A 12,783-nucleotide genomic window follows, 5' to 3' on the forward strand; every position below is an offset into this window, starting at 1 on the left:
AGCTGGACCGGGGCGCCCTTGCCATCCCGGCCGGTGAGGACGTGACCAAAGAGGCGGGTCCGGTGACATATGTCACGGACACGGAGAGGGAACTGGCTGCACTGTGGTCGGACCTGCTCGGCGGCGGAACGTTCCGGCCCGAGGACGGGTTCTTCGCGGTTGGCGGCCACTCGCTGCTCGGCGTTCGTCTGGTCGCACAGATCAGGCAGCGCTTCGGTGCGTCTCTGCCGCTAAGGGCTGTGTTCGAGCAGGCCAGTCTGGCAGCCATGGCGCGGGCCGTGGATGCATTGCGCCCGGAAACGGGAGACAGCGGCCCGGCGGCGTCCGACGGGCCGATCACCCGCCGGGCCAGACGCTCCGGCAAAAGAGGTATGGAGCTGACATGAGCCCGGACGGCCTCGGCGACAGGCTGGATTTCATTCTCGAACCGGACCTGCCGCTCTCCACCATGCAGCTCGGCATTCTGGCCGAGCAATGGATGGCACCGGAGAGCACCCGGTACAACGTTCCGGTGGCGTTTCGCATCACGGGCCGGGTCGATATCGATGCCCTGCGCGCGGCGTTGCGCTGGCTGGTCGACCGGCATGAAGTGCTGCGCACGGTTTATCGCGACGGGCCGGATGGACCGGTGCAGGCGATTACCGAGACGGCGCCGGACCTTTTGACACTTTCCTCCGTGAAAGATCCGTCCGGACTGGCGACGGCGGCGCGCGCACTGGCCGGGCACATTTTCAATCTGAAAACAGACCTGCCGTTACATCCCGTTCTGATCTCCGCCGGTCAGGATGCAACGGCGCTTGTGCTGGTATTCCATCATATCGCCGTCGATGGATGGACCGTCCGGTTGCTGCTGGACGAGCTGGCCAAAGCCTACACGGCCTATAGCGCTGGCCGCGTGCCGGACCTGCCGGAACCCGAACTGCAATATGCGGACTGGGGCGCCTGGCAGCAGGAACAGCTTGAAAAGCCGGAGATGGCGACGCTACGGACGGCCGCCATAGACCGACTGATGGCTATCGAGGATGGCCTCGGTCTGCCGCCGCGCCCCGGATTGATGCCTGAAGGTGAGGGCGATAACGGCGCCGAGATGGTGCCTTTCATGCTTGATGGCCCGACCGTGGAAAGGGCGGAAGAAACGGCGCGCGAGGTCGGGGTCAGCCTCTATGCCTTGCTGGCGGGGGCGTATGCCCTCGTGATCGGCCGCCTGGCTGATCGTGACCGTCTTGCCATGGGCACGCCGGTCGCCCTTCGGGACCGGAGCGAGCTGCACGGTACGGCCGGTTGTTTTGTGAATACGGTGACTGTTTCGGCTGATCTATCGCCAGCCAAGAGTCGCACGGAATATCTTACGGGACTCAGGCACGCGGTGGTGGATGCGCTGGATGCCCGGGATATTCCATTCGAGCAGATCATGCGCGGCCTCGCCGAAAGCCGTAGCGAAGAGGCTCCGGCGGTGCGCTGTTTCTTTAATTTCGACGATGCGGGGTTTGCGCCGCCGGATCTGCCGGGACTGACGCTCGAAATTCTCGACTGCGACCGGGGAACGGCAAAGTTCGACCTGATGATGTCCATGGTACGGGACGGGGCCGATATTCGCGCTGGCTTCGATTATGCGGTTGGTGTGCTGCCGCGTGCGGTTGCTCTTTCCGTGCCGGACAGGTTCCGCCGGGCGCTGGATTGGCTCTGTACCAGGAATGGACAAGCGCTGTCGGACTTCGCTCTGATTGACGAACCTGAAACGGAGACGCTGAGGCTCCTTGGCTCCGGAGCGGTCGTGCCGGTGTCGGAGGGGACTGTTGACGCTGCGGTCTTTACAGCGGCCGACGCGGCGCCGGACGCATTGGCTGTCAGCGCGCCCGACGGCAATCTTACATTCTCCGAACTTATAGCCGCGGCTTCGACGCTGGCTGGCCAGCTTGCTGCATCCGGGGTCGGTCGTGGCGACCGGGTACTTATTCTGCTGCCGCGCTCTGCCGGATTGCCGGTGGCGATGCTTGGCAGTCTGCGGTCAGCGGCAGCCTATGTGCCGGTTGAGGTCGGGCTGCCGGAACGCCGGTTGCGGGAGATTGTGGAAGATGCTGCGCCGTCGGCGATACTTTTCTCGCCTGGCTCCCGGCAGCTTGCCGAAGCGGTCGCATTGCCGGATACGGCGTTGTTCGAGGCGGACGGCGCTGCGTTCAGCAAAATCAAGGGTGATGGTGGTGCCAGGGCTCAGGAAGCGCCGCAGCCAGATGATCTTGCGTACATGATCTACACCTCGGGTTCTACCGGGCGACCGAAGGGTGTCATGGTGCCCCATCGTGGCGTCATCAATTATCTCTCCTGGGCGCGCGATGCGTTCGAGATCGAGGACGGCAATGGCACGGCGGTGGTCACTGCGACCGCTTTCGATGCGACCGTGCTGTCCTTCTGGCTGCCGCTTTTCGCCGGAAAGCCTGTCCATCTGATGCCGGAAGACGGCGCGATTGAGGTGCTTTCCGAAAAGCTCGCTGCCGGCGCTGATTATGGCTTCGTGAAAATGACGCCGGCCCATCTCGATCTGCTGGCGGACCTGAAACCGGTAGCGGCGCAGGCTACCGGCGCCCGCATGTTCGTGGTCGGCGGGGAGGCTCTTTCGACAGCTTCGACGGCGGCTTGGCGGAGCGATGCGCCGACGATCCGTTTGATCAACGAGTACGGTCCGACCGAGACGGTCGTGGGCTGCATCTTCCATGAGGTCAATGGGCAACGGGGTAAGGCGGAGCCGATTGGCAAGGCGATCTGGAACACCCGTGCCTATGTGCTGGACCGCGCGCTCGAGCCGGTGCCCGAAGGCATGCCGGGTGAGCTTTTTATCGGCGGTGCCGGGGTGGCCTGGGGGTATTGGCGGCGTCCGGGGCTGACGGCGGATCGGTTCCTTGCGGACCCTTACGCGGCGGAGCCCGGCGCGCGGATGTACCGGACCGGGGACATCGTCTGCTGGCGTGAGGACGGGAATCTCGAATATCTCGGCCGCTCCGACGATCAGGTGAAGGTGCGGGGCTTCCGCATCGAGCCGGGCGAGGTGGAAGCGGCGCTGCGCTCCGTCGATGGTGTGCAGAGCGCTGCCGTGGTCGCGGTTGGGGACGGCAGCGACAGACGACTGATCGGTTTCATCACGGGAACGATAGACGCGCAGGTTTGCAAAGAAACTGTCGTCGGATTGCTGCCGGGCCATATGGTGCCGGACCAGCTCCACAGGCTGGACAGCCTTCCGCTGACCCGGAGCGGGAAGACAGACCGCCGCGCGCTTGCCCTGATGGAGGTGGAAACATCCGCCGAAAAAGCACATGAACAGGCTGCGCATGGGAAGGTCGATCCGGAAAAATTGAATGCTCTTCTGGATATCTGGCGGACGGTCCTGAAATCCGAAAGCGCGGGTGCGGAGACGGACTTTTTCACGGCTGGTGGAACGTCCCTTGCCGCAATCCGGCTTATCGCCCGGCTGAAGCGGACGTTCGGTGTCGGGCTTGCGTTCGCGGATCTGGCTTCGGCACCGACGCCTGCGGCATTGGCATCGAAATTGTTCGGCGATGTGGCTGAGGCCCCGGCTGCCGAGCCAGCGCATCTGCTGGATGTTCTTGAGGTTGTGCGCACTGTGCTGAAGCAGCCGGAACTCGATGCCGGAGTGGATTTCTTTGCCGCGGGGGGAACGTCGCTTGCAGCGATCAGAATCGTCGCCCGGCTGAAAAGATCTCTCGGGGTCGACGTTCCGAACGATATCGTGCATCGCGGCCGCACCGTCCGGGGCATGGCGGAATTGCTTTCCGGCACGGGCTCGGGTGCTGAAGACAGCGGCCCGGCCCTTCGCTTGCCGGAGGGCGAGACGCCGGTGGTGTCGCCAGGGGAGGCCCAGCTCTGGCTCGACCATCAGCTTGGCGGCGAGGCGAGTGCCTATGTCATGCAAGCCGCCATCCGGCTCTCAATGGACGATCCGGAGACGGCTCTTGCCGATGCTTTCGACCGGCTGGCTGACCGCCATCCGGTGCTGCGATCTGCCTATCCAGATACCGGAGCGGGGCCGGAGCTGCGTGTCGTAGCCAAAGTGCGGGCGACGATCAAGATTGTGGACGGGGGGAGCGACGTCGATACCGCCGTGCAGAGCGCGGCCCGGTCGGACGCGGAACGGGCTTTCGATATTGAGGCCGGTGAAACAGCGCGCCTGACATATGTTTCCGGCGGACCCGAGGCCGGTGTGCTGATCCTGTCGCTGCATCACATTATCTCCGATGGAACCACGTTAGGTGTGCTGCTAGGCGATCTGCTGGCGTTTCTGACCGGCAGTGAACCGGGGGCGGAGCCGAAGGCGGACTATCGCGCTTACGCGAAGTGGCGTCATGAGCGGGTTGCCGAGACCGGACCGGCCGAAACGGAATTTTGGGTCCGGAAACTTGCCGCAGCGCCGGGTCCGCTCGATCTTCCGTCGGACCGTCCGAGACGGCTCGATCATCAGCCAGACGGCGCCTCGGTGACATTGCGTATCGGTAAGGACCTGACGATGCGGGCGGAAGCGATCGCCCGTTCCGAAGGCGGGACATTGCAGGGCATGCTTGTCGCGGCCTATGCGCTCTTTCTGCACCGCCTGACGGGTGCCGAGGACCTTGTGCTTGGCATCCCTGTCAGCGACAGGCCCGAGGGCTTCGAGCATGTCGCGGGATTGTTCCTGAATACGCTTCCTCTGCGGCTCGGTTTTGACGGAAAGGAAACGGGTGCTGGCCTGCTTGGGCAGGTGCGGGAGAGCATGGCTGAGCTTTTGAGCCATGCGGACCTGCCGCTGTCACGCATTGTCGAAGCGGTAAAACCGGAACGTCATCAGGGACGCACACCGCTGCTGCACAGCGTGCTGGATTGGCGCGAGGCGGCGACCGGCGACGGTCTGCCGGCGGAGCTTTTCCCGTTGCCTGTGGCAACGGCGCCGTTTGACATTGCCGCCAGTCTCTCGAAAGAGGCTGGTGGCGCTATCGTCGGCGGTCTCATTTATGACAGCGCCCTGCTGGATGAAGCGACGGTGGCTGCGTGGAGCCGTTCTTTCTGTCTGTTGTTCGAAGGGTTGGTCGAGGGGCTGGAGCAGCCGGTCGGCGCCATTGCGGCGGTGGCGGCAGAGGATCGTGACCGGTCTATTCTGGAAGGCCCGGCACCGGAGCCGCTTCCGGATCTGGCGGCATTACTTGAAGACACATTGGCAAAGCATGCCGCCTTGCCCGCACTTGAGTATGGCGGGGACGTAATCACCTATGGCGCATTGGCCGAGCAAGCGCTCTCCGATGGCGGCGATCCGGTCGCGACGATTGAGACGGATGATCCGGTGCGCCGGGTGATTGACGCTCTGGCGGCGCTGCGCGCGAGGCGCATTCTGGCCTTGATGGATTCCGCCCTGCCGGAGACCCGGAAGGCCCGTATGCGGGACATTCTGGAAGCGGTGCCTGATGGCACTGATGGCGCCTATGTTCAATTCACCAGTGGCTCTACCGGTACACCGAAAGCGGCATTGCTTGGCCGGGAGGGGCTGGCAAACCTGATCCGGACCATTGGCGCGGACCTCTCCATTCAACCAGGCTGCCGTGTGCTGCAACTGGCGGCGCCGGCTTTCGATGCCTGGGTCTGGGAAGTTTTCACCACGCTGGGCTCCGGCGGTACGCTCGTGCTCGCGGACCGGGAGGACCTGCAGGCGGGACCGCCCCTTGCAGCCACTCTGCGGGACCGCCGTATCAGCCACGCGACGATCACACCGTCGGCGTTGTCGGCGCTTGGCTCCGCGGACTTCCCTGACCTGAAGACGGTGGTCGCGGCTGGTGAGCCGTTGCCCGGTGCGCTTGCCGATCTCTGGTCTCCGGGACGCCGTCTGTTCAATGCATACGGTCCCTGCGAGACGACAATCTGCGCCACGCATGGCCTCTGTGACACCGGGCGCATCCCTGATATCGGCGCGCCGATTATCGGTCTATCGGTAACGATTGCAGACAAATACGGCCTGCCTGCAATACCGGGTTCGGTTGGCGAAATCCTGATCAGCGGCCTTGGCGTGGGTCTTGGTTATATCGGGGATGCTGAACGCTCCGAAGAGCGCTTTATCGAAGGTCCTGGTGGCGAGCGCTGCTACCGCACGGGAGATTTCGGCCGGGTCAACCGCGATGGCCGCATCCAGTTTGTCGGCCGGGATGACCGCCAGGTGAAAATCCGGGGCGTGCGTATCGAGCTTGATGAGGTTGAGCATGCACTGCGCGCCGTGCCGGGTGTGGAGCAGGCAGCGGTGATCACGGCGCCCGATGCTGATGGCCGCCCGGCGCTGGCTGCCTGGATCACCGGCCCGGCCGACAATGCTGCGGGATCGGTGCGGGAGACCTTGGCCGGGCGTTTGCCTGAAACCATGCTGCCCGCTTATCTCACCGTGCTCGGCGCCCTGCCGATGACGGCGACGGGCAAGATCGACCGGAACGAGTTGAGCCTGCCAAAGGCCGGGACCGCGGAGATCGGAGGAGAACCCCGGACGGACCTGGAAGCACAGATACTCGATGTTTTCCGCGACATTCTCTCGCTGCCACACCGCCCCGGACGGGAGCAGAATTTCTTCACGCTCGGTGGCCATTCTCTTCTCGCGGTCCGTCTGGCGGCCCGTTTGGGCGACCAGATCGGTCGCCGCCTGCCTTTGCCGCAGGTCTTTGCTAATCCGACAGCGGCGGCGCTCGTCCGCCTCATCGAAGCCGGGGCGAGGCCAGATGAAAAATGCATGCTCCGGGCGCTCCGCGACGGACCGCAGCCAGCCGGGTTCCTGATCCATCCGGTCGATGGCTCGGGGCAGGTCTACAGTCTGCTCGCCAGTGAATGGCAACAGGATCGCCGCCTTGTCGCTGTAGAGCAGGGGCGCGGGTTCGATGCCTTGGCGGAGCAGGCGGATGCTTATGCGACGACTATTGCCGGCGCGGCCAGTGACACGGAGCCTGTCCATCTGGCGGGATGGTCGCTTGGCGCCGTGCTTGCGGCTGCAATCGCGGAAAGGTTGCGTGATCTTGGCCGGGATGTGAGGCTGGTGCTGATCGATGCAGCCGCACCGGGGTATGAAGCTGACCGGGCGGAGATCGATGCGGCTGATATTGCCGCTGCCGCCGCCGAAGCCGGTGCGGATGAGGCAACTGTCGCCCGGGCGCGTGATAATGTCCGCATTGCCGGGGCGTATCGTTTTGCATCCACCGCTGGTCCGGCGTCCCTGATTCGGGCTGCGGGCACCGAACGGGGCACGATGGATGATGCGCTGGGCTGGTTGTCAGTATTTGACCAGGTGACCGTCGAAACGGTCGAAGGAACGCATCAGACTTTGTTGCGGGAAGGCAATCTCGTGGCATTGGCACAACTGATAGAACGACTTTGGCACGAACAAGGGAGCAAGGGGCATGGCTGAGATCGACGGGTCCGTTCGGCGACTGTTCGACGGTGAGGATTTTGCCGTCATTGTCGAGGCGAATGGCGGAAGCGGCGACGCAGCATCGTGGGTGTCCATTAATCTGTCCGCTGTCGAGGCGCTGGCGCGGGAGCACCCCGTTGTCGTCCTGCGCGGCATCGGGATTTCTGGTGAGAAGGATTTCCCAGGCGTCCGCGACCTGCTTGTCGGGCGTCCGGCGAATTACGTTTACCGCTCGACCCCGCGTACAGAAGTGCTCGAAGGCATCATGACGGCGACCGAATATCCGGCGACGGAAGAAATCCTGATGCATTGCGAGAATGCCTATCAGCGGGATTGGCCGTTGCGGCTGGTGTTCTGTTGCATCAAGCCTGCGGAGACTGGCGGGCAGACCCCTGTCGCGGATGTGCGTGCCGTGACGCGCGCCCTCGGCGATGACGTGCTTGACGAGGTCGAGCGCCGGGGCGTGCGCTATATTCGGAATTATCACGAAGGCTTCGATCTCGACTGGAAAACGGTATTCCAGACCGAGGATCGAGGTGAGGTCGAGGCGTTCTGCCGGGCCAACGATATTGATTTCGAATGGACCCCGGAAGGACATCTCCGTACCGCGCAGACCTGCCAGGGAACGGCGCGTCACCCAGTTACGGGTGAGCGGCTCTGGTTCAATCAGGCGCAGCTCTTCCATCCGTCAGCACTCGGTGAGGACGTGCTGGAAGACCTGATCGATATTTTTGGCGAGGATGGTCTGCCGCGCGATGCGCGCTTCGGAGACGGCGCACCGATTGAGCCTGAAATCCTCAGCCGGGTACGCGATGCGTTCCAGACGGAGGCTCGTCAGTTCGACTGGCAGGTGGGTGATGTGATGATTGTCGACAACATGCTGGCCTCCCATGCCAGACGGCCCTTTACCGGTTCGCGCCGGGTTCTGGTCAGCATGGGCCGGATGAATTCCGAGTTGGGTGATGTCGCAGGAGCGGCAGAATAGCCGCGTAGAGGAGACCGAATCATGCATATCGCGCTCGTGAACATGCCATTTTCGTCACTGCAGATTCCGTCGATCGCGCTGCATCAGCTCGAAACTGTCATCGCGGAGAAATTCTCCGGGGCGGAAACCAGCATTCATTACCTGAACCACGATTTCGGCGGACTTGTCGGCCCGGATCTTTACGCATGGATCTCGGAAAGCCTCGCCGGGCATACCTGCGGGTTTGGCGAATGGCTATTCCGTCATGCCGCTTTCCCGGAGCATGGCGACAATACCGAAGCCTATTTCGCCCGCTACCTGCATCACTTCGGCGAAGCGCAGGTTGAGCGTTATCACCGCGAACTCGCCCCGGTCCGGGCCGATCTGCCGAATATCATCGACCGGATGATCGAGCAACATGGTCTGGCTGACGCGGATATCGTCGGGGTGACCTCGATGTTCTTCCAGAATATGCCGAGCTTCGCGCTGGCTCGCCGCCTGAAGGAGATCGGATCAAAGGCGACCGTGATCATGGGGGGCGCGAATTGCGAAGGCACCATGGGCATCGAGATCGTGAATAATGTGCCCTGGATCGATTACGTGTTTTCCGGCCATGCGCTGGTCAACTTCCCGAAATTCCTCAAGGCGGCCGAGGCTGGCGATACGGCCGCCATGTCGAAGCTGGACGGCGTATTCAGCAAGTCGAACAGCCGTTCGATTGCGGCGATGGACCCGGCGGTGCGGCCGAAGCGGCCGAGTGATGCGCGGGCGGAAGATCAGCTTGACGGGGTTGCCGTCAACGGCCCGGAACGTTCTCTCAACAGCGATGTGCCGCTGGATTACGAGGTTTATCTGGAGTCCTACGAGCGCCATTTCGGCGATCACCGCAAGGACGAGGTCGAACTGCTGTTCGAGACATCCCGTGGCTGCTGGTGGGGAGAGAAGGCGCATTGCACCTTCTGCGGCCTCAACGGCGCGACGATGAACTTCCGCGAGATGGGTGTCGAGCTGGCCCGCAAGACCATTCAGGATATGGTCGACAAATATTCGGACCGGGTGACCCGGTTTGCCAGTGTCGACAATATCATACCGAAATCCTACACCGAGCAGCTGCTGCCGGACCTGAAGGTGCCGGACCATGTCACCCTGTTCTACGAGGTGAAAGCGGACCTCTCCCGCGAGCAGCTAGACACGCTGGCCAAAGCGCGGGTGGTCGAGGTACAGCCGGGTGTGGAATCCATTGCGACCGAGACCCTGAAACTGATGCGCAAGGGCACCACGGCCTTCAACAATATCCGCTTCCTGTCGGATTGCGCGGCGGCCGGGGTGAAGCCAGTCTGGAATCTGTTGGTCGGCTTCCCGGGGGAGTCTGCCGAGACCTTCGAGATGTACCGGGAGAACTTACCGCGGCTGACCCACCTCCCGCCACCTTCCGGCGTTTTTCCCGTGCGCTTCGACCGGTTCAGCCCGTATTTCACGCAGGCCGATAGTTTCGGGCTTGATCTGGAGCCGCTGGATTATCACGAGCTGAATTATCCGTTCGACGAGGATGTGGTCTGGAACATGGCCTACTACTTCCGCGACCGGAATATCGATGCGCCGTATCAGGTCGATCTGGCCGAGCATCTTGCTCATCTGCGTGACGCGGTGGCGCGTTGGAGAACCCGCTGGGAATCCGCCGCCGGTGCTCCGCGCCTTCGGCTGGTTCAGGATGATTATGGCTGGCTGGTCGAGGATCAGCGGACCGGCCACAAGGTCGAGCACGAGCTGGACGACCCGGATGTCGCACTGTTGCGCGCTCTGGAAACCCCGCAGGCCATCGGCAAGATCCGGGAGAGCAATGCGGACAGCCTCGCCTATCTGCAAGAGCTCGGTCTGCTGTTCGAGGAGCGCGGCCGGATCATGTCACTGGTCATGGAAGGCACGCGCCACGATCTTGATGCTGGACTGCACAGTTTCGCTGGGTCCAAGGGCCGGGCGGAGAATGCGGCGCTTGGTCTGACGTTCTGATTGGTATTTAGCTTGGATAAAAAATAAGGCCGCTGCGATGCTGCAGCGGCCTTATTTTTATTCAGTGGCGGCAGACGTCACTTTTTCTTCTGCATTTCTTCAGAAAGCGACTCGCGCATGGCGTCTGTATCGACGTTGGAGAGATCGCCGCCGGCTTCGAAATGGTCGATGAAGAGATTGCCGATGGTACGGGTGGCGAGGTTCGAAAGACCGGCCATGCCAAGAAATCCGACCCCGAGGCCAATCCCCGGCATTGATTTGAAGACTGTGCTGACGACCCCGGCGGTCACGGCCCAAGGCGCAACGCCGCCGACAATAGATCCGAGAATGGACCGGACCCAGGATTTCGAGAATGGCACGCCGTAGAGCTTGGACAGGGCCGCGATCATCGAAATCTGTGTTCCGGTGATCCCGGCGACATCGGCGATCGGCACTGGGAGAACGCCGAATGCGGAAGACCAGACGGCGTATCTGGACACGATCTCCTTCGCCTGCTGACGAAGGACGGCCGCGTTGGCCACGGCGGCATCGGTCGCCGCGATTTCTGTATCTACAGTCATGACTTCACCTGCTTTTGCTGTTTCAGGGGACGAAGATTTTGCAGCCTTTGCAGGCTGCTTTGCAGTGGTTTTGGGCTTCGTGGCAGTGGTTGCCGCGGTCCGTTTCGGAGCGGCCGTGCGTTTGGCTGCCGTGCTGCGGGCTGCCGGTTTTGCACTTGATGCGGCGGCGGTCCTTTTCGTCGATGACGAAGCGGCTCTCTTCGCTGCCGGTTTGGTGGTTGTCGGCTTTGCCGCCGGTCTGGGTGCCGCCTTGGCCGGCGTTCCTGCTGCCGTGCCGGGACGTTCCGTGCGCTGCAATTCGGGGAGTTTCTTGCTCATACCGGCTCGCTCGCCTTTCTTGCTTTCTTGCGCCGGGCCACCATCAGATTGCCTATCTCGGTCGCGAATTCCGCGATCTCCTGTGCGGCGGCGCCCCGCGGCTGATAGTAACTCGGTGTGGTCCCTGCCAGTGCGGCTTCACCATATGCCACTCTGGCGCTCAGTTCCACTTCCATGGGTTGTGCATTTGCCGCTTCCATCTGGGCCCGCATGTGTCGGGCGATGACGCTACCCTTCGTTGTCTGGCTCAGCAGGAAGCGCACAGGTGCTGACGTGAGGTCAGCAATATGTTCAGCGGTGTCGACGGCGACCTGGTAATCGATCGGTGACGGGCGCATCGGAATGATCAGAAGGTCCGCCCGGCGGATTGCGGCATCGGTCGCTTCGGACTGGAAGCCCGGCGTGTCGATGATGATGTGGTCGAGGCCGCTCTTCAGCAATCGGTCGATCCCGGCATCGACACTGTCGGGGCCTGCCGTGACCGCGGGCATATCTGCAAGATCGGCACCCGCCGCAATCCAGCGCACAAGTGTGCCAGCGGGGTCGGCATCGATCAGCCCGACCTTCTTTCCGGATTTATGCCAGTACGCGCCAAGGCACATCGCGGACGTGCTTTTCCCGCTGCCGCCCTTCATGGTAACAAACGAGACGATTTTTGCTGGCACGCGGATTCCTTTGGGACCGATTGTGTTCCCGGGAGATTCTGATCTAAAACATAACAGTTGCAGAAGTTTAACAGGCAGAGTGGTGGCTTGCTAAGTTAATTTTTATGGCACGTTTTCCGTGGAGATCCCTTTGAAGCAAAGGCCATGAGTTCGAACCGCTCACTCTCACCGGTATGGCCGTTTCCTGCACTGGACATCTCGCTCGCCCTGGTCGAGCGATCGTTCGATCCAGCCGCCAGTCTTGAAGCTGCCTCAGGAGCTTCCGGGATCGTCTTGCCGGAGGATCTTTCGGAGGCAGTTCTGTCCCGTCAGACGGCTTTTCTGGCCGGTAGGCTTTGCGCTGGTGATGCCTTGGGGCATGCGGGAGCTGCGGAGCGGCATGTTTCCCGTGACCGCGCTGGCCTGCCGGTCTGGCCGGCGGGATTTCATGGCTCGATCACGCATTCCGAGGCGCTGGCCGGTGCCGTCGTGGCCAATGCGGACAGCTGTCGCGGGATTGGCCTCGACTTCGAAAACATCGGAAATCCGGATGTTGCGGCCGAGATAGCGGAACTTGTTCTGACGGACCGGGACCGCCGGACAATCTCAGATATTGAGGCGCCAGACATCGCCACTGCGACAATCGTCGTCTTCTCGCTAAAGGAGAGCCTGTACAAGGCGATCTACCCGATGCTCGGTGACGATGCGGGATTTGAAGATGCGGAGCTCACCCGGGCGGCAGAAGGGCGGGCAGTCCTGCGTCTTCGGCGCAGACTTGGCCTCACTTTGCCAGAAGGGCATGAGCTTGTCGGCGTTTACAATGTTTCCGCCGATCTTGTCCGAACACTGGTGCTGCTGGACTAGGGCCTA

General features: G+C 62.5%; 7 protein-coding genes. 5 read left to right on the top strand and 2 right to left on the bottom strand.

Features of this window, described 5'->3' with window-relative positions; all coding sequences use genetic code 11:
• The 4 genes from VOI22_RS00005 to VOI22_RS00020 all read left to right on the top strand — a co-directional run.
• Positions 1–386, top strand: a 386-nt coding sequence (locus VOI22_RS00005) for a phosphopantetheine-binding protein (protein WP_323794554.1), incomplete at its 5' end; no start/stop codon positions are given.
• Positions 383–7,414 (top strand): non-ribosomal peptide synthetase, encoded by a 7,032-nt coding sequence (locus VOI22_RS00010; RefSeq protein WP_323794555.1) that lies wholly within the window; start codon positions 383–385, stop codon positions 7,412–7,414. The genes VOI22_RS00005 and VOI22_RS00010, both read left to right, overlap by 4 nt.
• A complete protein-coding gene (locus tag VOI22_RS00015) occupies positions 7,407–8,402 on the top strand; it encodes a TauD/TfdA family dioxygenase (RefSeq protein ID WP_323794556.1) in 996 nt (331 codons plus the stop codon). The genes VOI22_RS00010 and VOI22_RS00015 overlap by 8 nt, the downstream gene beginning before the upstream one ends.
• Before the next feature lie 21 nt (positions 8,403–8,423).
• On the top strand, positions 8,424–10,391 hold the full coding sequence (locus VOI22_RS00020; protein WP_323794557.1) for a RiPP maturation radical SAM C-methyltransferase: 1,968 nt from the start codon (positions 8,424–8,426) through the stop codon (positions 10,389–10,391).
• Between the two features lie 77 nt (positions 10,392–10,468).
• Here VOI22_RS00020 and VOI22_RS00025 read toward each other — a convergent pair whose 3' ends face one another.
• Together VOI22_RS00025 and VOI22_RS00030 are read right to left on the bottom strand one after the other, a co-directional pair.
• On the bottom strand, positions 10,469–10,951 hold the full coding sequence (locus tag VOI22_RS00025; protein WP_323794558.1) for a YcjF family protein: 483 nt from the start codon (positions 10,949–10,951) through the stop codon (positions 10,469–10,471).
• 314 nt (positions 10,952–11,265) lie between these two features.
• Positions 11,266–11,934 carry a ParA family protein gene (locus VOI22_RS00030; protein ID WP_323794559.1) on the bottom strand — a complete coding sequence of 223 codons (669 nt, stop codon included), beginning with the start codon at positions 11,932–11,934 and terminating at the stop codon, positions 11,266–11,268.
• A gap of 144 nt (positions 11,935–12,078) precedes the next feature.
• Between VOI22_RS00030 and VOI22_RS00035 the strand changes: the two genes are divergently transcribed.
• Entirely contained in the window at positions 12,079–12,777 is a 699-nt protein-coding gene (locus VOI22_RS00035) for a 4'-phosphopantetheinyl transferase family protein (protein WP_323794560.1), read from the top strand.
• The last annotated feature ends 6 nt before the right edge of the window (positions 12,778–12,783 follow it).

Origin of the sequence: Nisaea sp. (assembly GCF_034670185.1) — a bacterium.
Lineage (GTDB): Bacteria > Pseudomonadota > Alphaproteobacteria > Thalassobaculales > Thalassobaculaceae > Nisaea.

What these genes read in the sequence shown, in the direction of transcription:
- VOI22_RS00010 (WP_323794555.1), top strand. Translation starts at nt 383, where the DNA reads ATGAGCCCGGACGGCCTCGGCGACAGGCTGGATTTCATTCTCGAACCG.
- VOI22_RS00015 (WP_323794556.1), top strand. Translation starts at nt 7,407, where the DNA reads ATGGCTGAGATCGACGGGTCCGTTCGGCGACTGTTCGACGGTGAGGAT.
- VOI22_RS00020 (WP_323794557.1), top strand. Translation starts at nt 8,424, where the DNA reads ATGCATATCGCGCTCGTGAACATGCCATTTTCGTCACTGCAGATTCCG.
- VOI22_RS00025 (WP_323794558.1), bottom strand. Translation starts at nt 10,951, where the DNA reads ATGACTGTAGATACAGAAATCGCGGCGACCGATGCCGCCGTGGCCAAC.
- VOI22_RS00035 (WP_323794560.1), top strand. Translation starts at nt 12,079, where the DNA reads ATGAGTTCGAACCGCTCACTCTCACCGGTATGGCCGTTTCCTGCACTG.